20 protein-coding genes are annotated in these 26,442 nt (G+C 72.7%); 12 read left to right on the top strand and 8 right to left on the bottom strand.

Translation table 11 applies throughout. From position 1 onward, the window contains the following. Positions 1 to 33 precede the first annotated feature (33 nt). Positions 34 to 648: an FxsA family membrane protein gene (gene fxsA / locus ACH4SP_RS39765; protein ID WP_398422912.1), complete on the top strand. Its 615-nt coding sequence runs from the start codon at positions 34 to 36 to the stop codon at positions 646 to 648. Between the two features lie 150 nt (positions 649 to 798). On the opposite strand, the gene ACH4SP_RS39760 is transcribed toward fxsA, so the two are convergent. The 4 genes from ACH4SP_RS39760 to ACH4SP_RS39745 form a co-directional block, all read right to left on the bottom strand. Then, positions 799 to 1,173, bottom strand: a complete 375-nt coding sequence (locus ACH4SP_RS39760) for an RNA polymerase-binding protein RbpA (protein ID WP_142215978.1) — start codon at positions 1,171 to 1,173, stop codon at positions 799 to 801. Between the two features lie 260 nt (positions 1,174 to 1,433). After that, positions 1,434 to 2,786: an MFS transporter gene (locus ACH4SP_RS39755; protein ID WP_398422910.1), complete on the bottom strand. Its 1,353-nt coding sequence runs from the start codon at positions 2,784 to 2,786 to the stop codon at positions 1,434 to 1,436. Positions 2,787 to 2,843: 57 nt separating this feature from the next. After that, complete coding sequence (locus tag ACH4SP_RS39750; RefSeq protein ID WP_398422908.1) at positions 2,844 to 3,614, bottom strand: glycerophosphodiester phosphodiesterase family protein; 771 nt, start codon at positions 3,612 to 3,614, stop codon at positions 2,844 to 2,846. Beyond that, positions 3,611 to 4,300, bottom strand: a complete 690-nt coding sequence (locus ACH4SP_RS39745) for a YitT family protein (protein ID WP_398422906.1) — start codon at positions 4,298 to 4,300, stop codon at positions 3,611 to 3,613. Before ACH4SP_RS39745 ends, ACH4SP_RS39750 begins: the two co-directional genes overlap by 4 nt. Positions 4,301 to 4,400: 100 nt before the next feature. Here ACH4SP_RS39745 and ACH4SP_RS39740 point away from each other — a divergent pair, with 100 nt between their 5' ends. Continuing rightward, positions 4,401 to 5,897: a PLP-dependent aminotransferase family protein gene (locus ACH4SP_RS39740; RefSeq protein WP_398422904.1), complete on the top strand. Its 1,497-nt coding sequence runs from the start codon at positions 4,401 to 4,403 to the stop codon at positions 5,895 to 5,897. 68 nt (positions 5,898 to 5,965) lie between these two features. Here ACH4SP_RS39740 and ACH4SP_RS39735 read toward each other — a convergent pair whose 3' ends face one another. Both ACH4SP_RS39735 and ACH4SP_RS39730 read right to left on the bottom strand, forming a co-directional pair. Beyond that, a complete protein-coding gene (locus ACH4SP_RS39735; RefSeq protein WP_398422903.1) occupies positions 5,966 to 7,525 on the bottom strand; it encodes an ABC transporter ATP-binding protein in 1,560 nt (519 codons plus the stop codon). 37 nt (positions 7,526 to 7,562) lie between these two features. Further along, complete coding sequence (locus ACH4SP_RS39730) at positions 7,563 to 7,757, bottom strand: hypothetical protein (RefSeq protein ID WP_018534760.1); 195 nt, start codon at positions 7,755 to 7,757, stop codon at positions 7,563 to 7,565. Between the two features lie 256 nt (positions 7,758 to 8,013). Between ACH4SP_RS39730 and ACH4SP_RS39725 the strand changes: the two genes are divergently transcribed. The 6 genes from ACH4SP_RS39725 to ACH4SP_RS39700 all read left to right on the top strand — a co-directional run bounded on the left by ACH4SP_RS39725 (position 8,014) and on the right by ACH4SP_RS39700 (position 18,723). Next, positions 8,014 to 8,406 (top strand): ankyrin repeat domain-containing protein, encoded by a 393-nt coding sequence (locus ACH4SP_RS39725; RefSeq protein ID WP_398422901.1) that lies wholly within the window; start codon positions 8,014 to 8,016, stop codon positions 8,404 to 8,406. A 281-nt stretch (positions 8,407 to 8,687) separates the two neighbouring features. Beyond that, positions 8,688 to 10,106: a HEAT repeat domain-containing protein gene (locus tag ACH4SP_RS39720; RefSeq protein ID WP_398422899.1), complete on the top strand. Its 1,419-nt coding sequence runs from the start codon at positions 8,688 to 8,690 to the stop codon at positions 10,104 to 10,106. Positions 10,107 to 10,276: 170 nt separating this feature from the next. Beyond that, positions 10,277 to 10,990 (top strand): GntR family transcriptional regulator, encoded by a 714-nt coding sequence (locus ACH4SP_RS39715; protein WP_398422897.1) that lies wholly within the window; start codon positions 10,277 to 10,279, stop codon positions 10,988 to 10,990. A gap of 137 nt (positions 10,991 to 11,127) precedes the next feature. Further along, positions 11,128 to 12,654: a hypothetical protein gene (locus ACH4SP_RS39710; RefSeq protein ID WP_398422895.1), complete on the top strand. Its 1,527-nt coding sequence runs from the start codon at positions 11,128 to 11,130 to the stop codon at positions 12,652 to 12,654. Positions 12,655 to 12,883: 229 nt separating this feature from the next. Next, complete coding sequence (locus ACH4SP_RS39705) at positions 12,884 to 13,777, top strand: hypothetical protein (protein WP_398422893.1); 894 nt, start codon at positions 12,884 to 12,886, stop codon at positions 13,775 to 13,777. A gap of 77 nt (positions 13,778 to 13,854) precedes the next feature. Then, positions 13,855 to 18,723, top strand: coding sequence for a hypothetical protein (locus ACH4SP_RS39700; protein WP_398422891.1), 4,869 nt, complete (start codon positions 13,855 to 13,857; stop codon positions 18,721 to 18,723). 191 nt (positions 18,724 to 18,914) lie between these two features. Here ACH4SP_RS39700 and ACH4SP_RS39695 read toward each other — a convergent pair whose 3' ends face one another. Further along, complete coding sequence (locus tag ACH4SP_RS39695) at positions 18,915 to 19,415, bottom strand: hypothetical protein (RefSeq protein ID WP_398422889.1); 501 nt, start codon at positions 19,413 to 19,415, stop codon at positions 18,915 to 18,917. Between the two features lie 453 nt (positions 19,416 to 19,868). On the opposite strand from ACH4SP_RS39695, the gene ACH4SP_RS39690 reads away from it, so the two are divergent. From ACH4SP_RS39690 to ACH4SP_RS39675, 4 genes are all read left to right on the top strand, one after another. Continuing rightward, positions 19,869 to 22,793 carry a nitrate- and nitrite sensing domain-containing protein gene (locus ACH4SP_RS39690; protein ID WP_398422887.1) on the top strand — a complete coding sequence of 975 codons (2,925 nt, stop codon included), beginning with the start codon at positions 19,869 to 19,871 and terminating at the stop codon, positions 22,791 to 22,793. Next, complete coding sequence (locus ACH4SP_RS39685) at positions 22,790 to 23,230, top strand: roadblock/LC7 domain-containing protein (protein ID WP_398422885.1); 441 nt, start codon at positions 22,790 to 22,792, stop codon at positions 23,228 to 23,230. Before ACH4SP_RS39690 ends, ACH4SP_RS39685 begins: the two co-directional genes overlap by 4 nt. A 182-nt stretch (positions 23,231 to 23,412) precedes the next feature. Next, complete coding sequence (locus ACH4SP_RS39680; protein ID WP_398423140.1) at positions 23,413 to 23,901, top strand: DUF742 domain-containing protein; 489 nt, start codon at positions 23,413 to 23,415, stop codon at positions 23,899 to 23,901. Between the two features lie 100 nt (positions 23,902 to 24,001). Continuing rightward, positions 24,002 to 24,616, top strand: a complete 615-nt coding sequence (locus ACH4SP_RS39675) for a GTP-binding protein (protein WP_398422884.1) — start codon at positions 24,002 to 24,004, stop codon at positions 24,614 to 24,616. A 256-nt stretch (positions 24,617 to 24,872) separates the two neighbouring features. Here the strand turns inward: ACH4SP_RS39675 and glpK are convergent, their stop codons facing one another. Continuing rightward, entirely contained in the window at positions 24,873 to 26,393 is a 1,521-nt protein-coding gene (gene glpK / locus ACH4SP_RS39670) for a glycerol kinase GlpK (RefSeq protein WP_398422883.1), read from the bottom strand. Positions 26,394 to 26,442: the final 49 nt, after the last annotated feature.

The following is a 26,442-nucleotide window of genomic DNA, read 5'->3' as shown; positions in this document are numbered from 1 at the left end:
CGTTCAGGCGCCCTTCCAGGCACACTGGGGGGCATGACGACCGGCACCCCGCCCCCGCCCGCCCCGACGACCGCCCGCAAGCGCTCCCGCGCCCGTACGTTCGTACCTCTCGGCATCGCCGCCTGGCTGGTGCTGGAGATCTGGCTGCTGACCCTCGTGGCCGGCGCGGCCGGAGGGCTCACCGTCTTCCTGCTGCTGGTCGGCGGGGTCGTTCTCGGTGGAGCCGTCATCAAGAGGGCGGGGCGCCGCGCCTTCAAGAACCTGAGCGAGACGATCCAGCGCCAGCAGCAGAGCGGCGGCGCCTACGACCCGGCCGACGACCAGGGCCGCAAGGGCTCCGGCAACGGCTTCGTGATGCTGGGCGGCCTGCTGCTGATCCTGCCCGGCCTCGTCTCCGACGTCCTCGGCCTGCTGATCCTGGTGCCGCCGGTGCGCGCGGCGCTCGGGCGGTACGCGGAGAAGTCCCTGGAGCGCCGGATGAACGCCGTGCAGCAGCCCGGCAGCCTCGGCGACATGTTCCAGCAGGCACGGATGCACCAGCCGGACGGCAAGGTCGTCCAGGGCGAGGTGATCCGCGACGACTCGCCGTCGCAGTCCTACCCGCCGCGCCGCGACGAGGGCGGCCCCAGGACCCCGCTCACGTCCTGAACGGCTCGCATCCTGAACGGCTCGGGCCCTGGAGCCCAGGGCGAACCCGTAGCGACCGACAAAAGCCGCGGGGCTCCGGCACACACTCGGTGTGCCGGAGCCCCGCGGCTCTTGCGCTGTACTTCTCCAGTGGCCTTTCGTCCTGAGACGTCAGGCGGACTTGCGGCTGTCCCGCGGATGCACCGCGATGTTCATGGCGCCGGAACGCAGTACCGCGAGCCTTTCGGCCAGGACCTCTTCGAGTTCCTCGCGGGTGCGTCGCTCCATGAGCATGTCCCAGTGCGTGCGCGCGGGCTTGCCCTTCTTCTCCTCCGGCCCATCGCCGTCCACCAGGAGTGCCTGGGTCCCGCAGACCTTGCACTCCCACTCCGGCGGAATTTCCGCTTCCACGGAGAAGGGCATCTCAAAGCGATGACCCTTCTCACATGCGTACTCCACCGCCTGGCGCGGGGCCAGATCGATGCCGCGGTCCGTCTCGTAGCTGGTAACCACGAGCCGCGTACCGCGGAGAGCTCGCTCACTCATGAATCGTGCCTCCCGGGCTTGTCGCCCACAGGACAGGTATTTGTCGCTGTCGTCGTCATCCGGTCAACGTCCGGTCGGCGGTAAAGATTCCCGTTGCGGGTCAGTGCGTCGCCCGTCGTGCCGCCCCTTGTTGTACCCACCAGTGACCGCTTTGTCACATCTGACAGCAGATGTCACCCAGTCTTTTTCCTGCGCAAGTGCGCAGTAACGGTCCGCCTGGCAGGCCAAAGGCGTACACTACCGGCCTTTTACTTCAAGGTCTAAATTCTTTCCGGTACGGGGTTTCCCGCCGCCGCCACAGCCTCCCTCACAGGTACCCGCGCGAGCAGGATGAATCCCACCGCGAAGAAGACCACAAGAGAGACGATCGCGTCCCGGTAACTGCCGGTGAGCTGGAAGGCCAGGCCGAACACCAGCGGTCCCAGCCAGCTCATCCCGCGGTCGCTCATCTCGTACGCGGAGAAGTACTCGGCCTCCTTGCCGCGCGGCACCATGTGCGAGAACAGTGACCGGGACAGCGCCTGGCTGCCGCCGAGGACCAGCCCGATCGCGGCGGCGAGCAGGAAGAAACCGACGGGTGCGCCGGCCGGCAGGAAGAAACCCACGCCGATCGTCCCCGTCCACGCGACGAGCGACCCGAGAATGGTCCGCTTCGCGCCGTACCGTTGGGCCAGACGCCCCATTCCCAGCGCCCCGAAGACCGCCAGCACCTGGACCAGCAGGATGGCGACGATGAGGGTCGTCTGGTCGAGCTCCAGCTCCTGCGAGCCGTAGACCGACGCCTGCGAGATCACCGTCTGGACGCCGTCGTTGTAGACCAGATAGGCGAGCAGGAACGACAGCGTGAGCGGATGCCGGCGCATGTCCTTGAGCGTGGCGACCAGCTGCCGCCAGCCCTGCCCCATGGTGGGCCGGGCGCCGTCCGTGGCCACCGCGCGGTCGCGCAGCCGCCGAAGCGGGACGATGGCGAAGGCGCCCCACCAAAGCCCCGCCGACGCCAGACAGATCCGTACCGCCGTCGCCTCGCTCACGCCGAAGCTGTCGTGCCCGGTGTAGAGCACCAGATTCAGTACGAGGACCAGCGCACCCGAGGTGTAGCCGAAGGCCCATCCTCTTGAGGAGACCCTGTCGCGCTCCTCCGGCTCGGCGATCTGCGGCAGATAGGCGTTGTAGAGCGCCATCGAGACGGACAGCGAGGCGTTGGCGACGATCAGCAGCAGGGCGCCCAGCACATAGCGGTCGCCGTCCAGGAAGAACATGCCCGCCGTCGCGGTCGCCCCCAGGTACGCGGCCGCGGCGAGCAGCGGCTTCTTGCGCCCCGTCCGGTCGGCGACGGCACCCACCATGGGCATCAGGACGACGGCGACGATCACCGACAGGGACACCGCGTACGCGAACACGGAGCCCGCCCGGACCGGGATGCCCAGCGGGTGGACGAAGCCCTCCGCGTCGGCGGCGGCCTTCGCGACCGTCGTCAGATAGGGGCCGAGGAAGACGGTCACCACGCTCGTCGAGTAGACCGAGCACGCGAAGTCGTAGAAGTACCAGCCCCGCTGTTCGCGCCTGCGCTCCGCGGGCGTCGCCGCCGGCGGTTCTGCTGTCCCGGACGCCACGTGCGCTCCCTGCCTCGGTCCCCGTGTCGACGCGGGAACGGGCGGAAGGGGTCGGGGTCAGGCCCAGGCCCCCCGCTCGGTCAGCACCGACCGCAGCGTCGCGATCTGGTCCGTCATGATGCCATCCACACCGAGATCGACAAGGGCGGCCATCCGACCGGGGTCGTTGACCGTCCAGACGTGAACCTGGAGACCGAGCGCGTGCGCCGTCGACACGAAGCGGCGGTCCACCACCCGCACGCCGTTCTGCGACTCGGGCACCTGTGCGCACACCGCGCCGCGCCGCAACGGCGCGGGGACGCCCAGCGAGCGCAGCCGCAGCGCCAGCACGCCCCGGACGCCGTACGACGTCGCCAGGCGCGGCCCCGCGAGCCGCTGCGCGCGGGCGACCCGGCTCTCGCTGAACGAACCGACGCAGATCCGGTCCCAGGAGTTCGTGCGGCGCACCAGGTCGACCAGGGGGAGCAGGGCGGGCTCCGCCTTGATGTCGACGTTCCAGCGGGCGTCGGGGAACTCCTCCAGCAGCTCCTCAAAGAGGGGGAGGGGCTCGGCGCCCGCCACGCGTGCCTCGCGCACCCGGCTCCAGGGCAGTTCGGCGATGCGGCCCCCCGCGTCCGTCACCCTGTCCAGGGTCGGGTCGTGGAAGGCCACCAGCGCGCCGTCGGCCGTGGCGTGCACATCGGTCTCGAAGTACCGGTAGCCCTCCTCGGCGGCCCTCCGGAAGGCGGACGCGGTGTTCTCCAGACCGTCGGCCGCCCCGCCGCGGTGGGCGAACGGGAGGACCGGACCGGGGTGGTTCAGATAGCTGTGCCGGAGTGCGTGGTTCACCCCGGAAGTATCGCCCGGGCGTGCTCGTCGTCGGCGACCGGCTCGGGTGCGGGGCACGGCTCGGATCCGGCGTGCGGCTTCACCGGCGGTACGGCGAACACGCGCAGGAAGAACTGGGTGAGGGGGCCGATCGAGAGGGCGTACAGGACGGTGCCGACGCCGACCGAGCCGCCCAGCGCGAATCCCGTCGCGACGACCGCGATCTCGATGCCCGTACGGACCAGCCGGATCGACCGGCCGGTCGTCCGGTGCAGCCCGGTCATCAGCCCGTCGCGCGGACCGGGCCCGAACCGGGCGGCGATGTACAGGCCGCCGGCGGCGCCGTTCAGCGCGATGCCGCCGAGCATCAGTGCGATCCGTCCGCCGAGCGAGTGGACCTCGGGCAGCAGGGCCAGCGTGGCGTCCATCGCGAGGCCGATCACCACCACGTTCGAGACCGTGCCGAGGCCCGGCCGCTGGCGCATGGGGATCCACAGCAGCAGGACGACCGCCCCGACGATGATCGAGACCACTCCGATGGCGAGTCCGGAGCGCTCCGCCACGCCCTGGTGCAGGACGCCCCAGGGCTCCAGGCCGAGACCCGCGCGCACCAGCACCGCCGAACTCACCCCGTACAGCGCCAGGCCGACGTACAGCTGGCCCAGCCGCCGGAAGAGTTGAGTGGTTGACCGTGATGAACCGGACACGCTGCGCCCCTTGTGTAGTGGTGGTGGACCGATGCATGACACTCTGTGGCCCGTAAGGACGAGCCATCCATGGCCAATCCGGGGAAGGTGGACTGATTTCATGGCGCAGTGGACTTCGGCGGTGGGGGCGGCGCAGCTCGCCCGCCAGCTCAACTCACAGTCCCGCCCCACGGGCCCCGGCGTCCGCAAGCCGCCGGCCTACCGGTCGCTGGCCGACGGGATCCGGCTGCTCGTCCTGGAGGGGCGCGTCCCGGTCGCCGCGCGGCTGCCCGCGGAGCGCGAGCTCGCGGTGGCCCTCGCGGTGAGCCGCACCACCGTCGCCGCCGCGTACGAGGCCCTCCGTGCGGAAGGGTTCCTGGAGTCCCGCAGGGGAGCGGGCAGCTGGACGGCGGTCCCGGCGGGCAATCCGCTGCCCGCGCGCGGCCTGGAGCCGCTCCCGCCCGAATCCCTCGGCTCCGTCATCGACCTCGGCACGGCGGCCCTGCCCGCCCCCGAACCCTGGCTCACCCGCGCCGTACAGGGTGCGCTGGAGGAGCTGCCGCCGTACGCCCACACCCACGGCGACTACCCGGCGGGACTGCCCGCCCTGCGGCAGATGCTCGCCGACCGCTACACCGCGCAGGGCATCCCCACCATGCCCGAGCAGATCATGGTCACCACCGGTGCGATGGGCGCCATGGACGCGATCTGCCACCTCTTCGCGGGGCGCGGCGAGCGGATCGCCGTCGAGTCCCCTTCGTACGCCAACATCCTCCAGCTCATGCGCGAGGGGGGCGCCCGTCTGGTGCCCGTCGCCATGGCGGAGGGGCTGACCGGCTGGGACCTGCCGCGCTGGCGGCAGGTGCTGCGCGACGCGGCGCCCCGGCTCGCGTACGTCGTCGCGGACTTCCACAACCCGACGGGTGCCCTGGCGGGCGAGGACCAGCGCCGCGCCCTCGTCGAGGCGGCCCGCTCGGCGGGCACCGTCCTGGTCGTCGACGAGACTATGACCGAACTCCACCTGGACGACGACCTCTTGATGCCGCGTCCGGTCTGCTCCTTCGACCCGGCGGGCAGCACCGTCCTCACGGTCGGCTCGGCGAGCAAGGCCTTCTGGGCGGGCATGCGCATCGGCTGGGTGCGGGCCGCCCCCGAAGTGATCCGCAGCCTGGTCTCGGCACGCGCGTACGCCGACCTCGGCACGCCCGTCCTTGAGCAGCTCGCCATCAACTGGCTGATGAGCACGGGCGGCTGGGAACAGGCCGTCGCCGTCCGCCGCGGCCAGGCCAGGGAGAACCGGGACGCGCTGGTCGCCGCGGTGCGCAGGGAGCTGCCCGACTGGGAGTTCGACGTGCCGGGCGGCGGGCTCACCCTGTGGGTGCGCACCGGCGGACTGTCGGGGTCGCGGATCGCCGCGGTGGGCGAGCGGGTGGGCGTACGGGTTCCCTCGGGGCCCAGGTTCGGCGTGGACGGGGCCTTCGAGGGCTATGTCCGGCTGCCGTTCACGGTGGGCGGGCCGGTGGCGGAGGAGGCCGCGGTGCGCCTCGCGGCCGCCGCGCGGCTCGTGGAGACCGGGGCGGCGTCGGGCGCCGAGGTGCCGCGGACCTCGGTGGCCTAGCGGGGCCGACGACAGAGCCCGTGTCCCCCGTCGAGCGGGGGGCACGGGCTCTGTCGTCGTCGTGCTCGTCAGCCCTCGGCGGGCACCGGGTCCGCGTTCCGGTCCCCCAGGTCCTCCAGGGGTACGGAACGCTCCGGCAGAAGCTCCAGCACCGCCTGCCGGTGCGGCTCGCTCGTGGCGTCGTCGTACGGGTCGGGGGTGGCGGGCACCTGGAGACGCATCACCGGGCCCGCGCCGAGCCGGGCGTAGCCGCGCCCCGGCGGAACGTCCGGCGTCGGAGTGGTGTGCGGCGGGGCGCCGAGGACGGCCTCCACCTCGGCGGGTGCGGCCGGGCCGAGCACCGCACGCGCGCGCGTGTGGGCGCGTACCGAGTCGCTGAGGGTGTCCACCGCGTCGAACTGCTCGGCCACCACCACCGTCACGTTCGCCGCCCGGCCGTGCCGCAGCGGCACCTGCAGCAGTTGCTGGGGGTCGGTGCGACCGTCGGCGGCCGCCAGATGACCGAAGACGCTCGGCCGGTCCAGCAGGATCCACAGCGGCCGTCTGGTGTCGTCGGGGGCGGCGCGGCCCACCTGCCTGGCCAGGTTGGCGGAGATCAGCCGGCGCTCGGTCTCGGACGCGGCCCACTCCAGGCTCGCCAGGGCGCCGGAGAGACCGCACTCGACGGCCAGGACGCCGCTGCGGCCGGTGAGGCACGCGTACTCGCCGGTGCCGCTGCCCTCGGCGATCAGTACGTCGCCGTCCTCCAGCGCCTGCAGGGCGATCGACCGCAGCAGGCTGGTCGTACCGCTGCCGGGCTGGCCGACGACCAGCAGATGGGGCTCGGTGGAGCGCGGTCCGGTCCGCCAGATCACCGGGGTCGCGTCGTACGGCTCGTCGCCGCCCTGGACGGGGACCGTGCGGGGCACGGCGTCGGCGTCGGTGAAGCCGAGGACGGTCTCGCCGGGAGCGGTGACGAAGCGCTGGGCGGCGATCGTCGTGGGGAGCGCGTCCAGCACCGTCATGACGAGCTGGTTGCCCTCCTCGTCCCAGTCGAAGCGGTACTCGCGGCCACGCCCGGACTTGGCGTGCAGCAGTTGCTCGATGCGGGCCCGGGAGGAGGCCTCGCCGTCGGGGAAGTACGCGGGATAGCGGATCAGCAGCCGCTGGGGCCGGCCGCTGTCGTCGAACTCGTACTCGCTGAAGGCCTTGTCCCACTCGCCGCCGTGCGCGAAGAGCGGGTCGGGGTCCTCGGGCACGGAGAAGTACGGCACCAGCGCCTCATAGAGGGACTGGAGCCGCTCCGTCTGCTCCGGGGCGGGGCCGGTCTGCACGGGTGCGCGTTCATGGCCCTTCCAGGCGGCCGCGGCCATCACCGTGATCAGGGCGAGCAGCGGCCCGTACGGGATGAGCGCGACCACCAGGACGACGGCACCCACCAGGAACAGCGCGGGACCGCGCTTCTCCTTGGGGGTGCCGGACCATCTGGCCCGACCGGCCGCGGCGAGCTTGCGCAGGCCGCGGCTGATCGTGATGAGCGGATGGAGTACGTCCGTGGCGCTGTCGGCGGCAGTGCGCGCCAGCTCGCGGCTGCGGGCCACCGAGACACTGCTGCTGCTCAGAATGCGGGGGAGGGGACGCCGGGCCACGTCGGACTCCTGAAAGTGGGGGTGGGTGAACGCGGGGTCAGAACTTGATCCCGCCCAAGAGGCTGGCGAGGCTCGCTCCTCCGGCCTTGATGCTCGGGGCGATGGCGGTGCCCGCGAGGTAGAAGCCGAAGAGTGCGCAGACCAGGGCGTGGGACGCCTTGAGTCCGTCCTTCCGGAAGAACAGGAAGACGATGATGCCGAGCAGCACGACACCTGAGATGGACAGGATCATGAGTGTTCTCCTGGTTGATGGGGACAGTCACCATGAGTCCTTCCAGGCTCACAGAAAGTATCCGTGCCGCAAATCGTGCAATCGGGTTATTTTTCGTCTTTTTCACTGGACTGGCAGAGCCTGCTGCCCTCGTGGTGATCTTTGCCGTCGGGAACCCGGGTCATGTCGCGCGACGGGCAGTACCCTGACGATTCACTCGTACGGCTCCCACGCCGTGCACCCCTGGTCACGGCATGAGAAAGGCAGGCTTTCCGCGATGAGCGAAGCTCCGGACCCCGAGGTCGTCGAACTGGCGGCCAAGATTTTCGATCTTGCCCGGCAGGGCGGGACCGAGGCGCTCGCTGCGTATGTCGACGCGGGGGTCTCGCCGAACCTCACCAACGAGCAGGGCCAGACCCTGGTGATGCTCGCTGCGTACCACGGGCACGCGGGTGCCGTGGAGGCCCTGCTGGCCCGCGGGGCGGACGCGAACCGGGCGAATGACCGGGGACAGACGCCGCTCGCCGGCGCGGTCTTCAAGGGCGAGGACGAGGTGGTCCGGGTGCTGGTCGCGGGCGGGGCCGACCCGGCGGCCGGAACGCCGTCCGCCGTCGACACCGCCCGGATGTTCGACAAGAAGGACCTGCTGGAGCTGTTCGGCGCGCAGTGAAAGCCTCCTGGTGAGGGAGGACCGGGGGAGGTCGTAAATGTGGTCGCGGTGGCGAAATCGCTGGGCCATCATGACGACGGATTCACAAACACCAGGTGCGGGCATGAGTCGCCGCATTACGGATATGTGGAACGGGCCCACTCCGGGCCACCGACGAGAGGCAGAGGAAGATGGTCTACATCAAGCGGAAGACTGTGACGGGCGGCCGGGCATGTTGGCGCACCGCGTAGGAACGGCACGTTTCCCGGTTGCGTCGACAGCTTGATATGAGGCTTTTTCCCATGTTTGAACCATTCATAGCGCCGAGCGGCACACTGCTCGGCCTCCTGCAGAGGGGCCGGGGTGACGGCACGCTCCACGCGCTCGCCGCACCCCGTCCGGAAGCCCTCGCGGCCCTGCACCACTGCGTCCTGAACGACCCCCGCCACGACTGGCAGGTCGAGAACCGGTCGCTCTACTACGCCCGCCTGTACCTGGATCTCGACGGCGGCCTCGACGAGATCGAGAGCCACCTCTTTGATGCCGAGGACTTCCTCGACACGGACGAGAACCGGACCGGGCTCGCGCTCGCCGTCCTCGGGCACCTCGCCTCGTACGGCAGGGACGACGCCCTGGTGCTGCTGCGCAAGTACGCCAGGACCGGCACCAACTGGACCTGGGCGCTCGACGAGCTCGCGCTGCGCGACGACGACAGCGGGCTGCGGTCGCTGGCCGGCCCGGTGCTCTCGCGGTTCGCCGCCTCCCCCGAGGGGGACGCGGAGCTGGCCGCCGCCGTGCGCGACGCCTTCGAGCCCAGGCCCTGGCGGCTGTGGGCGGAGGATCCGCGCGAGTCGGTGGGCGGCCGGGTGCGGTCGGCGCAGGAGCAGGGGTCCTTCGACCGCTGGCAGCGCCAGATGCGACCGGCCGGGCCCCGTCCCGGGTGGAGCGTGGCAGCCGTCTTCGACTGGGCCCAGCAGGGCCTGGAACGGGGCGCGGCACTGCACGTGCCGGCCGCCCGCTGCCTGTCGGCCGTCGCGGGACCCGAGGACCGGCCTGAGATCCTCCGGGCGGCGCGCGACGCGGCCGAAGGAGCGCGCTGTGCGGCGTTGCACTACCTCGCGGAGTCCCGTGATCCCGCCGTGCTCGACCTGATCGAAGCCGCGGCGCAGAGCCCGTCACGGACCGTCTCCGAGGCTGCCGTCGCCGCCTTCGAGCGGATGTGCGGACCCGAAGCGGTGGACCGGGCCCGGGGCTGGGTCCACCGGCCCGACGCACTGGGGGCTTCGGCCGCGGGCGTGCTCGCCTGCCGCGGAGTGGCGCAGGACGCGCCGCTCGTCCTCGGAGCGCTGCGCGAAGCCGTACGGGCCGACGGCCCCGACGCACCGCTGCTGTGGACCCTGGTGGACGGCACCGGCCGCCTCGGGATCTGTGCGGCGGCGCCCGTACTGCGGCACATCTACCGGGAGACCACCTCCTCGCACCTGCGGCAGCGCGCGGCAGGCGCCCTGGCCGCCACCGATCCGTCCTTCGCCTCCGGCTTCGCCGTCGAGTGCCTGTGGGACTGCGAGGAGACGACGCGGGAAGTCGCCGCACGGCACGCCGAGACCGGCGACGCGCGAGTGGCCGACCGGCTGCGCAGGCTGGCCGCGGACCCGGCCGAGGAGGCCGAGGTACAGACCGCCGTACGCAGCAGGATCGGCCCGGACGCCACCGCCGTCTGAGCGGTCGGCACCGAAGGGGACGGGGGCGGTGTGCGCGGAAGCACACCGCCCCACCAGTGCACCCGCAGGGAATCGTTGAACAGTCCGACGACGGTCTTGTGGGTGCGCACCGTGCTTCTACGATGGCGGCACAGCCGGACGCGCGGGCCGGGCCGAGGAGTTGGGGTGCTGTGGTGACGACGGAGTCCGAAGGCGGCGCCCTGGCGGACGACCGCCCGCTGCTGGGACGCACCAGCACGGCGGAACGGGTCGCGGACATCCTGCGCACCCGCATCGCCGAGGGCTTCTTCCCGCCCGGGGAACGGCTCTCCGAGGACAGCATCGGCAAGGCGCTCGGCGTCTCCCGCAACACCCTGCGCGAGTCGTTCCGGCTGCTCACCCACGAGCGACTGCTGGTCCACGAGCTCAACCGGGGCGTCTTCGTCCGGGTCCTCGCCGTGGCGGACGTCGAGGACATCTACCGCACCCGCCGCCTCGTCGAGTGCGCGGTCGTACGCAACCTCGGCAGGCCCCCCTTCACGGTCGAGGGGCTCGACGCCGCGGTCACCGAGGGCGAGAAGGGCGCCGCCGCCGACGACTGGCCGCGCGTGTCCACGGCCAACATCCACTTCCACCGCGAGCTGGTCGCCCTCGCCGGCAGCCCCCGCACCGACGAGCTGATGCGCGGCGTCCTCGCCGAACTGCGGCTGGCCTTCCACGTGGTGTCCGACCCGCGCAGGCTGCACCAGCCCTATCTCGTACGGAACCGGGAGATCGTGACCGCCCTGGCACTCGGCGACCGTGTGGGCGGCGAGAGGCTCCTCGCGGCCTACCTCGACGACTCGCGCACCCAGCTCGTCGACCTCTACGCCGCGCGCATCGAGAGCGGCGACTGGGCCACCTGAGCGTCCTCCCCGGTCCGGTCCCGGCATCCCCCGGCCGGATCCGGGAGGCCTCCGGGAGCGCCCGGCCACCCCCGGGGCAAGCGTTCCCATCTGGGCCGTTTCGACCGTTGTCAGTGCGAGGACCTAATCTGTGCCACGTGACTTCGCCTGCCTCGACGGAATTCGTTCCGCCCCAGCTCAGCGCGGGGCCGCGGCCCGCCCAGGGCCCGGCCGCCGACGAAGGGCTCGCGCGGCGCCTTCGTGCGCTCGCCTGCACCGCTCCGCTGCACGACCTCGACGTGCGCAAGGCGAACCTCGCGGGCGAGTACACGGTCTACGCGATGGCTGAGGTCGCCCTCGCCTCGATCGACCTGATCACGCTCAACATGGACTTCGACACCGGCGCCGACCACGAGCAGATCGTCGCCCGGCTGCTGCCGCGCGTGGCCGCCCAGGCCCCCCGCCGCCCGGCCGCCGAGCACGAGCGCGTCGCCCGCTGGGTGCTGGAGAACCTGATCAACGTCGGCAGCGTCGACCGAGGCTTCCGCGCCGTCTACGGCACCTTCTCCGCCGACGGCGTCTACACCCGCCGCGACTACGACTTCAAGCTCGTCGAAGAGGTCGCCGGATACGGCGGCGGAGTCTTCCTGCGCACCACCGACGAAGCCGTCAACGTACTGGTCGGCGCCCTCGACACCGACGTCACCAGCGCCCAGATCGCCGCCGAGGTCAAGCTGGAGGTCCTGATCAACCGGGGCCGCCTCGCCGACGCCCAGCTCGCCGCCGAGCAGGCCCGCTACCGCACCGTCCAGTACGCCGAGATACTGCGCCGCACTCTTGAGGCCACCCGGCGCAACGTCCGCGCGGTCGACTGGCTCAACGCCGTCCCCGACATGATCGCCGAGGCCCTCGACCACGTCGCCGACCGCTACCGCCACGAGAACGCGATCCTCACCAACATCCGCAAGGCCCGGGACGAGTCCGAGGACCCCGAGCAGAAGCGCCGCGCCGCCGAACTCGTCGACATCGTCAAGGACTGCATCCGCCGCCACACCCAGCTCCAGTCCCGCCTCCTGGAGGCCGGACCGCTGTTCCGTGCCGAGCAGGACCGCCAGGCGTTCGCGCCGATGTCCGCGCACTCCGGACTCGACCTGTACGGACAGCTCGTCGCGCCGATACTGCCGCTGCCTCTGGAGCAGGCGATCCGGGTCACCGACGCCTTCTTCGCCCACGGCGCGGGCCTGCGCACCCCCGTCTCGGTGCGGGTCGGCGACCTCGTCGACATACTGCTCACCCCGCCCCTGGAGCGCGAGCACCTGGGCGCCGAGATGCCCGAGCCCGACCTCATCGCCACCCCGGACGACAGCCGCTTCAGCGAGGAGCAGCTCGCCGACGCCATGGAGCTGCTCGACCTGCCGCACGACGCCCCCCGCAGGCTGTCCGGGCTGCTCGCCGAGGCCCGCCGCCGCGACGCCGACCTGCCCTACCTGGTCGCACTGCTCGCCGTGCACGCGGCGAGCCCGCCCGTCGGCACGGCGTACCGGCAGGGCGAGGAGCGCCTGCTGTTCGCCGTCGACGACGGCACCCAGCTGGACGACCCCGAATTCGGCGGCGCCGACCTCATCGTGGGCACCGCCCTGCTGGACGCGGCGGGCATGGCCTCCGGCCGGGCGGAGGCGTCATGAGTTCCCGTAGCCCTCTTGGGCGGCTCACCCCTCGACGCCCCAGCCCCCTTGGGCGGCGGGGCCGCCCCCCGGGGGCGAGTGGGGTCTCCCCTGCTCGAGCGAAGCCGAGAGCTTGGGGAAGGGCGGGCAAGGGGGCGGCCCCCGGCGGACGCCGCACCCCCACCCCGGCCCCTCCCGGCCCCCTGGATCTGGCCCACCCCACCCTCGTACTCCCCAAGGAGCAGCACCCGTGATCGACCCCCACGCCGAACCCCCCGCGTGGAGCAGCGACCCCGTCGACACGGCTCCCCTCGCTCCCGCCCCCCTCACCCCCGCCGACGCCGCCGACGCCGCCCGGCTCGTCTCCTTCGGACTCCAGCCCAAGCTGCTGCCCGCCCGCGACGCCGAGTACGCCGAACTCCTGCGCCGCTACCGCGAGGAGGCCTCCTTCGCCCGGCTCGCCGACGCCGTCGCCACCGGCCTCGGCCTCGTCGTGCTCGAAGTCTCCACGCGCGCCGGAATGGCCGTCTCCGCCGACGAGGACTCCGTCTTCGCCGTCCGCATGGGCGACTACGCCCGCCGGGCGTCGGCCGAGTCCGCCGACCGCTTCCTGCACGGCCTCGCCCACCTCGCCGTCGCCGCCATGGCCTTCCCGCGCCCCGAGGACCTCGCCGACGACGGGTACATCGGCCGCCTCACCGTCAACGGCGTCGACGCCTTCGTCCGGCAGGCCTGCCGCCGTCTGGAGGAGCGTGCCGAGGAGGCCGGGGAGAACACCGACCCCGCCACCGAGGCCCCAGGGCTGGAGTCCGCCTGGCGGATCTACTCCCGGCGCAGCGCCACCGGCGCCACCAAGGACGCCCGCCGCCTCGCCGGTTCCACCACCGGCATCGTCGGCAAGGCCGTCGCCTTCCTCACCGACTCCGGCTTCCTCCAGCGCACCGGCGACGACGCGGGCGGCGCCTACCGCACCACCGCCCGCTACCAGTTGCAGGTCCGCGACATGGCGGGCAGCGCCGCCATGGCCGAACTGCTCGAACTCGGCGTCGTCCCCGTGACGGACGGCACGGCGACACTGGTGCCGCCGTCCGACGCCGACGACCTCGACCTGGCAGCCGACGCCGGTCTGCCCTTCCACGCGTAACCGCACCACCGTTCAGACGCACCACCGCGCCACCGTTCCAGAGCGCAACCGTTCCAGACGACTGAGAGTCCGCCGCCATGTACGAGTTGTCCCGGGTCCGCCTCTACTCCATCGGGCCCGCAGGTGCGCGCTACGCCGACACCGTGCTCGACCTGCGCGGGGTCGGCGCCCCCGTGCCCCACCCCGCCCCCACCCAGGCGGAGTTCTTCGAGGACGAGCCCGTCGGACCGCCCCGGCGCCCGGCCCCCGCGGGCGTGCTCTTCCTGGAGAACGGCGGCGGCAAGTCCGTCCTCCTCAAGCTGATCTTCTCGGTCATGCTCCCCGGCCACCGCAACACCCTGGGCGGCGCCAGCTCCGGCGTGCTCCGCAAGTTCCTGCTCGCCGACGACTGCGGGCACGTCGCCCTGGAGTGGCAGCACACCCTCACCGGCGAGTGCGTCGTCGTCGGCAAGGTGAGCGAGTGGCGCGGCCGCCAGGTCTCCAACGACCCCCGCAAGTTCGCCGAGGCCTGGTACTCCTTCCGACCCGGGCCCGGGCTGAGCCTCGACTCTCTGCCGGTCGCCGAGTCCACCGCCGTACGGCGCCCTCTTGAGGGTGCGTCGGGCGCCCAGGGCCGCCGCCGCACCATGAAGGGCTTCCGGGACGCGATCACCGAGGCCGGCAAGTCGTACCCGCACCTCGACATCCACTGGGAAGAGATCCACGACCGCTGGAACGAGCACCTCGGAGAGCTCGGCCTCGACCCCGAACTCTTCCGCTACCAGCGCGAGATGAACGCCGACGAGGGCGAGGCCGCCGGCCTCTTCGCGGTGAAGAAGGACTCCGACTTCACCGACCTGCTGCTGCGCGCCGTCACCGACACCCGCGACACCGACGGCCTCGCCGACCTGGTCCACGGCTTCGGCAACAAGCTGGGCCGCCGCGCCGAGCTGATGGCCGAGCGCGACTTCACCGCCGGGTCCGTCGACCTCCTCGGCCGCATCGTCGACGCCGCCTCCACGCGGGCGCGTGCCCGCGACATCCACAGCGGCGCCGAGCGGCGCACCCGCACCCTGTCCCGGCGGCTGTCCGCCCGCGCCGCCGAGGAACGCGGGCGTACGGCAGAACTCGCCCAGCAGGTCGCCTCCGCCGCACACACCGTCACCGAGGCCGAGACCGCACGCGGGCACAGCGCGCTGATCTCCGCCGAACTCGCCTACCGGCACGCCTCGCTGGCGCTGGCCGCCGCCGAGAAGAGCGCCGCCACCCAGCGCCGCGAGCTCGCCGACGCCCGCACCCTGCACTCCGCCTGGCAGGCCGCCGAAGCCGTGCTGCGGCACCGCGCCGCCGCCGACCGCTCCGCGCGCGTGGCCGTCGCCATCCGCGACGCCGAGCGCGACGCGGCCCCCGCGCTCGCCGCCCGGGCGACCGCCGCCGTCGACCTCGTACGCGCCCTGCACAGCGCGGCGGAGGACGGCGAGCGGGTCGCGGCCGAGCAGGAGGAGCGGTCCGCCGCACTCCAGGAGACGGGTGAGGCCGCGCACCGCGACGCCACCGCCGCCGCCACCGAGGCGCAGCGCGCCCGCAGCGAGATCGGCCACCTGCGCCAGCGCCTCACCGAGGTCGAGCAGGAGACGGGCGAAGCGGTACGGGCCGGCTGGCTCGACGACACCGCACCCGACGCCGACCCGGCGCGCGCCGCACTGGCCGCGACGGACGCCGAGAAGACCGCCGTCGCCGCCTGGGACGTGGCCCGCGAGGCCGCCCGTACGACAGCGGACAAAGCCCGCGAGGCCGCCGCGGACGACGCCCGTGCCGAACTGACCGCCGCACGCGCGGCGGACGCGGCGCAGGCCGCCACCTCCGCGTACGAGGCGGAGCACCGCGCGGCGGCGTCCATCGCCGCCGAGGAGCGCCTCGCGGAACTGCTCAGCCTGCCCGCGGCCGCCGCCTCCGGATTCCCCCAGCCCCGCAGCGGCGACGGCGCGGACGAGCAGGACACCGACCACGTCGGCGGTACGCACCGCACCTCCCTCGGTGTCCAGCGGAACGCCGCCGTCCAGGCCGCCTCCGACAGCGCCCGCCGCGGCGTCACCGCCACCGCGACGCACACCCGCCGCACCCCGCGCCCCGCCGCCGAAGGCCCGCTCACCGTCGAGGAGCTGGACCGGGGCGCCGACGACCTCCTGGCCCTCCTGGAACAGGGCGTCACCGCCGCCGAACGTCAGCTCTTCGAGCTGCGCACCGCCGCAGCCGACGACTCCCGCATCCTCGGCGCCCTCGGCGACGGCGGCCTGCTGCCGGCCGGCCCCGACGTCCTCGCGACCGTGGAGTACCTCGGCGAGCACGGCATCCCGGCGCTGCCCGGCTGGCGCTACCTCGCCCAGGCCGTCGACCCCGCCGACCACGCCGCCGTGCTCGCCGCCCGGCCCGAGCTCGTCGACGGCGTCGTCATCACCGACCCCGACTCGCACGCCCGCGCGCGCGAAGTCCTCGCGGGCGCCGCCCTGCTGCCGCGCTCCGCCGTCGCCGTCGGTACGGCGTCCGCGCTGCTCGCACCCGTACCCGGAGCGGGCAGCGGGAGCACCGAGCAGAGCGCCGTCTTCCTCGTACCGCCGAACCCGGCCATGCACGACGAGCACGCCGCCGACGAGGAGCGGCAGGCGCTGCGCGCGCGTGCCACCGCCCGGGACGAGGAGATCCGCACCCTCGCCGCCCGGCTGACCGGGGACCGCACCCTCGCCGCCCGGCTCGGTTCCTGGCGCGAGGACTGCCCGCCCGGCATGCTCGCCGAACTGGCGGAGGCCGCCGCGGGCGCCCGGGAGGCGGCCGAAGCCGCCGAGGCCGTCCTCGCGGAGGCCCGTACGGTACGGGCCGAGGCCGACGAAGCGGCAGCCGACGCGGCCCGGGTCCGCGACGACCGGCAGGAAGCCGCCCAGCGCGCCCGCCGGGTCGCCGACGCCCTCGCGGGCCTCGCCTACCGGCTGCGCGAACGGGCCGGCTGGCAGGTCAAGCTGCGTGAACTCGCCGACGAGGCAGCCGAGTCGGAGGCCCGCGCCGCCACCCTCCTGGAGCGCGCCAAGGCCGCCGACGAGGACCGCCGCACCGCCCAGCGCACGGCCGACGACGCACACCGCACCTCCCGCGCCCTGCGCGCCGAACGGGCGGAGATCGCGGGCGCCCCCGAGACGCTGCCGGAGCCCGACCCGGACGCGCCGCGCGCCGCGCTGCCCGCCCTGCGCGAGGCGTACCGTGCCGCGTCCCAGCTGTACGAGAAGGTCGGTGTCGGCGCCGACCTGCGCGCCGAACAGGCCCGCGCGGAGAGCGACGAGAGCGCCGCCCTCGCCGAGCTCAACCGCCTCACCAACAAGGTCCGCAACCGGGCAGGACAGCTCCTGGAGAGCAACGACGGAGCCGACGGCCCGTCCCGGCAGGCCGCCGCCGCCCGCGCCGAATCCCTCGTCCAGACCCTCGAAACCCGGGCGTCCACCGCGAGCGAGCAGCTCGGCCGGCTGCGCGGCGAGGCCGAACGGCTGGCCCCCGAGGACGGCGACGCGCACACGGAGCTCGCCGAAGGACTCGTACCGTCCGACGCCGAGCACGCGCAGAGCCTGCTGCGCACCGCCACCGCCGAACTGGCCACCCGCAGCGACGCGTTGGAAGGCGCCCGCGCCGCGCACGGCGAACTGCTGCACGCGCACCGGGCCGCCGAGGACGCGGCGGGCGGTTTCGACGAGACGGCCGCGCTGCTGCGGGACCTGCTCCGCGACCACCAGGACGAGGAGGGTCAGGAGGACCCCGAGCCCTACCCCGGCACCCTGGAGGAGGCCCGCAACTCGGCGGCGGAGGCCCGCCGTTCGCTGCGCGGCTGCGCGGGCGACCTGTCCGCCGCGGAGGCCGCTGTGCGCGAGGCGAGCGACGTGCTCGTACGGCACGCCAACTCGACCCGGTACGAGCAGGTGCGCACCCCGGCCCGCCAGCAGATCCGGGAACTGCCCGCCGCCGCACTGCCCGAGCACGCGGCGGCCTGGGCGGCGGCCTTCGCGCCCCGGCTGCGCGTACTGACCGACGAGCTGGCGCAGCTGGAGCGCAACCGCGACAGCATCGTCGACCGGCTGCGCGGCCTCGTGGAGTCCGCACTGGCCACGCTGCGTTCGGCGCAGAGGCTGTCGCAGCTGCCGGAAGGGCTGGGGGAGTGGTCCGGGCAGGAGTTCCTGCGCATCCGCTTCGACGAGCCCGACCAGGCGACGCTCGTCGAGCGGCTCGGCGAGGTCGTCGACGAGGCGACCAGGGCAGCCGTGAAGAAGAACTCCGACATGCGGCGCGACGGGATGTCCCTGCTGCTGCGCGGTGTGCAGGCGGCACTGGAACCCAAGGGCATCGCGGTCGAGATCCTCAAGCCGGACGCGGTGCTGCGCGCCGAGCGGGTGCCGGTCGGGCAGATGGGCGACGTCTTCTCCGGCGGCCAGCTGCTGACCGCGGCGATCGCCCTGTACTGCACGATGGCGGCGCTGCGCAGCAACGACAGGGGCCGCGACAAGCACCGGCACGCGGGGACGCTCTTCCTCGACAACCCGATCGGGCGCGCCAACGCCACGTACCTGCTGGAGCTCCAGCGGGCGGTCTCCGACGCGCTCGGCGTCCAGCTCCTCTACACGACCGGCCTGTTCGACACGACCGCGCTCGCCGAGTTCCCGCTGGTCATCCGGTTGCGGAACGACGCGGACCTCAGGGCGGGCCTGAAGTACATCAGCGTGGAGGAGCACCTGCGGCCCGGGCTGCCGCAGCAGAGCACCGAGGGCGAGACCATCCACGGCGAGATCACCGCGACGCGGATGTTCAAGCGGACGCCGTTGGAAGAGGCCCCGGCCGAAACGACCCTGGCGGGACCGGCTCCGGTGGGACCGGCTCCGGCGGGATCGGCTGCCGTGGGACCGGCTCCCGTGGACGAGGCGCAGGCCGAGTAGCAGCGGGGCTCGCCGGGGCCGGGGCAGGGGCAGGGACAAGGGGCAAGGGCAGGGACAAGGGGCAAGGGCAGGACCCCGAGGGTCGGGGACCCCGAGGGTCGGGGACCCCGAGGGTCAGGGCCCGGCTCAGGCCCAGAGCAACGCCCAGTGGCCGGCGGGCCCGGCGGTGCGCGCGTACCGCCGGGCCCGGCTCACGCCTCCGACAGCTGCCCCGCGCCCCCGCGGCCCCGGCCCCGGTCCCGTATTCGTGCGTCCTTTCGGGCCGTCCGCCGTGCCCGGCGGCGCTCCCGCCGCAGCTGCCGCGCCGTACTGCTCGGGACGGACACCACGCCATTGCGCTGGTTCCACACCTGGCGGGTGATCCACACGTCCAGGACGCCCCACGTCGCAGCCACCGTGCTCGCCACGCTGCTCAGGGTCATCGGGAAGGCGAGCCAGGAACCCGCCAGGGTGCACAGGTAGGCCACCATCGCCTGGATCAGCGTCAGCGAAATTATGATCACGGCCCGCACCGCGGACGTACGGACCGGATCGGGCAGCCGCCACCTCAGGGCCGGCTCCTCCACCCACAACTGCCGCACGGCCGGGCCCGCTTCTTCCCGCCCCGCCGCCGTGTCGCTGCCCGTGCCCCTGCCCGCGTCCGTCCGCCTCGCCGCCGTGCCCGCCCCCGCCGGAAGCTGCTGCGCCCTCATGACCCACTCCCCACCGTTCAACCCAGGCCCGTAATACGCGCCTTCAGGAGTGACTGCCCGGCTTGTGCCGCTTTACGCAGCCACTGCTGGTCCCCTTGGCTCTCCCCGTACACAAGGACGAACAATCAGCCCGAAAGATTCCCGCGGTACGGACACGGAACGAACACTTCCAGCCATCCCCCGAGGTGCGGAAGGGCGTGATCTGCCGGGTGTCCTGTGCCACAGGTCCAGTATCCAACTCCCTTGATTCCGGGACAAGTCATGATCGGTTCTTGAGGCATCGGCTGAAAACTGACCGGACGTCCCTTCGAGTTGCCAGTGGGTCAGTAGTAGGCTCACGCCGCTTGTTGACGTATGCGTTGACGTATCGCGTTGACGAATGCGCTGATGGATCAAGTGGATCGACTAGACGGAACACCACCCCCGCCGCGCGGGGTTGAGCTGGGGGAGGCCATGCGCTTTCGCGGGAAGTCCATCCGCCGGAAGATCGTGGCGTTGTTGCTGGTGCCGCTCGTCTCCCTCACCGCGCTCTGGGGATTCGCGACCGTGCTGACCGGCCGCGAAGCGAGCGAGCTGCTCGACATCGCCTACGTCGTCGAGAAGATCGGGTCACCGGTCGAGGACGCCGTCCAGATCGTCCAGGAGGAGCGCCGCCAGACCCTGGTCTACCTCGCGGACGAGCGGGGCTCCGAAGCGCTCACGGCGCTGCGCGCCCAGCGCGACAGGACCGACGAGGCCGTCGCGAAGATCCGCGGGAACTCCCAGGACCCGGACGTCACCGACGAGTTGAACCCGCAGGCCGCACAGCGCCTGACCTCGCTCCTGGAGGCCTTCGACGGCATCGCCGCCCTGCGCCGCTCCGTCGAGAACAGCACGCTCTCCCGCAGCCAGGCCCTGGAGCTCTACAACCGGCTCGTCGACCCCTGCCACACCTTCCTGGCGAACCTGCACGTGGTGCGCGACGTCGAGATGGACAAGCAGGGCCGCGCCCTCGTCGGCACCACCCGCGCCCGCGAGCTCCTCTCCCGCGAGGACGCGCTGGTCGCCTCCGCACTCGTCGCCCGCGAGATCACCGCCGAAGAACTCCGTGACCTCACCGGGCTGATAGCCGGCCGCAAGATCCTCTACGACACCAGCCTGGAGCAGCTCCCCGCCTCCGACCGGCAGGACTACGAGCAGATCTGGAACGGCCCCGACACCGGCGCCCTGATCGCCGCCGAGAAGATCCTCCTCGAACAGGGACCGAAACGCCGCCCCACCGCCGTCTCGACCGTCACCTGGAAGGACGCCGCACCGCCGGTCCTCGAACGGCTCGCCAGGCAGGGCGCCGAGACCAGCGACAACTACCAGGCCCGCGTCGAACCCGTCGCCTTCGGCGTCCTCCTCAAAGCGGGTGCCGCCGGCGTCCTCGGATTCCTCGCCCTGATCGTCTCCGTCGTGGTGTCGGTACGCATCGGCCGTGAACTCGTCCGCGACCTGAACCGCCTCCGCAAAGAGGCGCACGAGGCCTCCGGCGTACGCCTCCCGGCCGTCATGCGCCGTCTCGCCGCGGGGGAGACCGTCGACGTGGAGGCCGAGGCCCCGCGCCTGCGGTACGAGAAGGACGAGATGGGCCAGGTCGGCCAGGCCCTCAACACCCTCCAGCGGGCCGCCGTCGAGTCGGCCGTGCGCCAGGCCGACATGCGGCGCGGTGTCTCCGAGGTGTTCGTCAACCTCGCCCGCCGCAACCAGGTGCTGCTGCACCGCCAGCTCACGCTCCTGGACACCATGGAGCGCCGCACCGAGGACACCGACGAACTCGCCGACCTCTTCCGCCTCGACCACCTCACCACCCGCATGCGCCGCCACGCCGAGGGCCTGGTGATCCTCTCCGGAGCCGCCCCCTCCCGTCAGTGGCGCAAGCCCGTACAGCTGATGGACGTCGTACGGGCGGCCGTCGCCGAGGTCGAGGACTACGAGCGCATCGAGGTACGACGGCTGCCGCGGATCGGCGTCGGAGGCCCCGCCGTCGCCGACCTCACGCACCTGATCGCCGAACTCCTGGAGAACGCCACGGTGTTCTCGCCCCCGCACACCGCGGTCCAGGTGCTCGGTGAACGCGTCGCCAACGGCTTCACCCTGGAGATCCACGACCGGGGCCTCGGCATGCCCGCGGACGTTCTCCTCGACGCGAACCTGCGGCTCGCCGAGACCCCCGAGTTCGAGCTGTCCGACACCGACCGCCTCGGCCTCTTCGTGGTCAGCCGGCTGGCCCAGCGGCAGAACGTACGGGTCTCCCTCCAGCAGTCCCCGTACGGCGGCACCACGGCCGTCGTCTTCATCCCGGCCGCGCTCCTCACCGAGGCCCCGGACACCGAAGGCAGCGGCTTCCGCGTCGACCGCGAGCCGGACCGGGCACAGGTGGGCGAGCCCGCCGCGGCCGGTCAGGGCCGCCGCCGGGACATGGCGGCCGTCGGCCGTACCGCGCCGGGCCGGCCGGTGCTGGACGGCCCCGTCGAGCTGGAACCGCCGCTGGGATCGCTGGGTCTGGAACCCGCGCCCGTCCTCGGCTCCGCGTCGCCCGGCAGCCCGCTCGGCGACCTGGACGACAGCGAGAGCGAGCGCGGCGGCATCTTCCGGGCCAGGAGCCTGGACAAGCCGCGGGGGCGCGACACGCTCCGCCGCGGTCCGGGCAACGGCAAGGGCGCAGGCCGCGGCGGCGGCCCCCGGGGCCGCATCGCGGACGCGGCCCGGGTACAGCACCAGCAGGCGGCCGATCTGACCCAGGACGGTGCCGACACGGCCCGCCCCGGCGGCCCGGTCCCGCTGCCCCGGCGCAAGCCGGCCCTCGTCGCCGAGCACGGCCGGCGCATCGGACCGCAGCAGTCCAAGGAACCGCAGCAGTCCAAGGATTCGCGGCAGCCCAAGGAATCCAGGCAGCCCAAGGAATCCCGGCAGTCCTGGGAATCCCGGCAGCCCGGCACGACCCCGCTGTCCCGCGCGGCGGACCTGCCGGAGAACGGGCACGAGGCCGAGGCCGAGCCCGGGACCGGCCGCGACACCGCGGCAGCTCCGGGAGCCGGAGCCGCCGCCCTGGGCGGCCTCCCGCGCCGGGTGCGCCAGGCGAGCCTCGCCCCGCAGCTCAAGAAGGAAGCCGAAGCGGCCCGTACCGCCGAGACCGCCCGCCCGATCCCCGAGGAGGATCCCGAGCGCGACGCCGAAGAGGTACGCAACCGGATGGCCTCGCTCCAGCGCGGCTGGCAGCGCGGTCGCCGCCAGAACGAGGCCGACACCGACAGGACCGACACGACTGCCCCGGCCGGTACGACTGCCCCGGCCGACACCGCCGGAACGGCCGGGACAGCATCAGGAACGACAGCAGAGGGGGACGGTCGATGACCGCACCGAACGCCGCAGCACACAATGCCTCGGGCCGGGGTTCCGGCGAGCTCAACTGGCTCCTCGACGAACTCGTCGAGCGCGTCGGAAGCATCCGCAAGGCGCTGGTGCTCTCCAGCGACGGGCTCCCCACCGGCGCCTCGAAGAGCCTGACCCGGGAGGACGGTGAGCACCTCGCCGCCGTCGCCTCCGGGTTCCACAGCCTCGCCAAGGGCGTCGGCCGGCACTTCGAGGCGGGCCGGGTCCGGCAGACCGTCGTCGAGCTCGACGACGCGTTCCTCTTCGTCACCGCGGCGGGCGACGGCAGTTGCCTCGCGGTCCTCTCCGACGCCGATTCCGACGTCGGCCAGGTCGCGTACGAGATGACGCTGATGGTCAAGCGTGTCGGCGCCCACCTCCGGACGGCGCCACGGACCGGTCTGCCCACCGGAGGGTGAGCGGACCCGGGATGAACGACGCAGGTACGGAGACGGGTCGGCCCTGGCCGACGGACGCAGCCGCGCGGACGGCCCCCGGCGTGCCCACGGAGCCGGTCGGCTCCACGGGGCCCGTCGGCTCCACGGGCCACGGCAGGCATCCGGGCCACGGCAGGTATCCGGATACCGGTGCGGACCGGGGCATCGGCGCGGACCGGGGCAGTGGCACGGACCCGGCCGCCAGGGCAGCCGCGGCAGCACGTGCCGCCGCGGCACACCGTCCGGACTCCCGCACCGATCCGGGCAGGCGGCAGCAGGCCCCGCACTGGTTCGACGACGACGCGGGCCCTGTCGTACGCCCGTACGCGATGACCAGAGGCCGTACCAGCAGCGCGACCAGGCACCGTCTCGACCTCATCGCGATCGTCATCCCGGAACCCGCGGCGGACGACCCGGGCCGGGACCAGACGCTCGCCCCCGAGCATGTCGAGATCGTCGAACTGTGCAACGAGAGCCCGCAGTCGATCGCCGAACTGGCCGCGACCCTCGACCTGCCGGTCGGCGTCGTCCGGGTCCTGGTCGGTGACCTGGTCGAGGAGCAGCTCGTCCACGTCACCCGGCCGGTGGAGCCCGCCGAGCTGCCGGACGAGAGCCTGCTGCGCGAAGTGATCGACGGCCTCAGAGCGCTCTGAGGCCACCGCCCAGTACCGCAACACCGCCCAGTACCCGCAACACCGCCCAGTACCGCGCGGATCCAACCGTCCGCGCAGCGAGATCGGGAGAACCCAAACGATGGTCTTCGGGCGTTCCAGCCGCAAGAAGCGGCCCGTGGAACCGGTGACGCTGAAGATTCTGGTCGCCGGCGGATTCGGGGTGGGCAAGACCACCCTGGTCGGCGCGGTCAGCGAGATCAGACCGCTGCGCACCGAGGAGACCCTCAGCGAGGCGGGCCGGCCGGTCGACGACACCCACGGTGTCGAGACCAAGACGACCACCACCGTCGCCATGGACTTCGGGCGCATCACCCTGCGCGAGGACCTCGTCCTCTACCTCTTCGGAACACCGGGCCAGGACCGGTTCTGGTTCCTCTGGGACGAGCTGGCACAAGGCTCGCTCGGCGCGGTCGTGCTCGCCGACACCCGCAGGCTTGAGGACTGCTTCGCGGCCGTCGACTACTTCGAGCGCCGCAGCATCCCCTTCACTGTCGCGGTCAACTGCTTCGACGGTGCGGACCGGCATCCCGCGGAGACGATCGCCGCCGCGCTCGACCTGGACCCGGACGTCCCCGTCATGCTGTGCGACGCCCGTGACCGCGAGTCCGTGAAGGACGTCCTCATCGCGGTCGTGGAGCACGCGCTGGAGGTCTCCGCGAGCCGCCGCAGGGCCGCCGCGGCCGTCACCTCATAGAGGCGTCTCCCGGGGTGTCTCCATGAGGCACATCTATGAGGTGACGCCACGAGGCGTCTCCACGAGGTGCCGCCACGAGGTGCCGCCACGGAGGCGTCTCCACGAGGAATCTCCATGAGGCATCGACGCTCGCAGCGCCGAAGGACCGCGACCGCGAAGCGGCCCGCACCCCCGCCGACTGGGGTGCGGACCGCGGCAGTTGCCCCTCCCGCGCGACGCGCACGACACCACGCGACGCAGCTCGATCGTAGTGCCGTTAGTCCTGTCCGTCCTCCTGCCAGCCGAAGCTGCGTTCCACCGCTTTGCGCCAGTTCCGGTACTCGCGGTCGCGCTCCGGCGCACCCATCCGCGGCGTCCACTCCACGTCGCGTTGCCAGTGCGCCTTCAGCTCGTCCAGGTCCGACCACACCCCGGTCGCCAGACCGGCGGCGTACGCGGCTCCCAGGCAGGTCGTCTCCGACACCTTCGGCCTGATCACGGGCACGTCCAGCACATCCGCCTGATGCTGCATCAGCAGGTTGTTCACCGTCATGCCGCCGTCCACCTTGAGCGTGGTGATCCGTACCCCGGAGTCCTGGTACATGGCGTCGACGACCTCACGGGTCTGCCAGCTCGTCGCCTCCAGGACCGCCCGCGCGAGATGCGCCTTGGTGACGTACCGGGTCAGCCCGGTCACCACCCCGCGCGCGTCCGAGCGCCAGTAGGGCGCGTACAGGCCGGAGAACGCGGGGACGATGTACGCCCCGCCGTTGTCGTCCACGCTCGCCGCGAGAGGCTCGATCTCGTCCGCGCCGCGGATGATGCCGAGCTGGTCGCGGAACCACTGCACCAGCGCTCCCGTGATCGCGATCGAGCCTTCCAGGCAGTAGACCGGCGCGTCGCTGCCGATCTTGTAGCCCATGGTGGTGAGCAGCCCGTTCTTCGACGGAACCGGCCGGTTGCCGGTGTTCAGGAGCAGGAAGCTGCCCGTCCCGTACGTGTTCTTGGCCGTCCCCGTGTCGTAACAGGCCTGCCCGAACACCGCTGCCTGCTGATCACCCAGCGCGGACGCCACCGGCACCCCGGCGAGCTGTCCGACGGCCGTCCCGTACACCTCGGCGGACGACTTGATCTCCGGCAGTACGGCCTCGGGGACCCGCATCGCGGAGAGTATCTCCGGATCCCACTGGAGGGTCTGGAGATTCATCAGCATGGTCCGCCCGGCGTTGGTCACGTCCGTGACGTGCACACCGCCCTGGGTGCCGCCGGTGAGGTTCCAGATCAGCCACGAGTCGATCGTGCCGAAGGCGATCTCGCCCCGCTCGGCCCGGTTCCGCAGCCCGGGTACGTTGTCGAGCAGCCAGGCCGCCTTCGGCCCGGAGAAGTAGCTCGCCAGCGGCAGCCCCGTCCTGTCGCGGAACCGGTCCTGCCCGTCCGCCCCGCCCAGCTCGGTGCAGAGCGCCGAGGTACGGGTGTCCTGCCAGACGATCGCGTTGTGCACGGGCTTTCCGGTCGCGCGGTCCCACAGCACGGTCGTCTCGCGCTGGTTGGTGATGCCCAGCGCGCTCAACTGGTCCGCGCGCATGCCCGCCTTGGCGAGCGCCCCCGCGACGACCGCCTGGACCTTGGACCAGATCTCGGTCGCGTCGTGCTCGACCCAGCCGGGCTTGGGGAAGATCTGACGGTGTTCGCGCTGGTCGACGGCGACGATCCGGCCGCCGTGGTCGAAGATGATGCAGCGGCTGGACGTGGTGCCCTGGTCGATCGCCGCGACGTACTTCTCGCTGCTGTCGGTCATGAGGTCCCCTCGGTCGGAAGCTGCGGGTGGACTGCCGTGTGCAGTGCGC

Source organism: Streptomyces sp. NPDC021093, from assembly GCF_044333135.1.
GTDB lineage: Bacteria > Actinomycetota > Actinomycetes > Streptomycetales > Streptomycetaceae > Streptomyces.
This window is presented reverse-complemented; position numbering and strand designations above follow the sequence as displayed.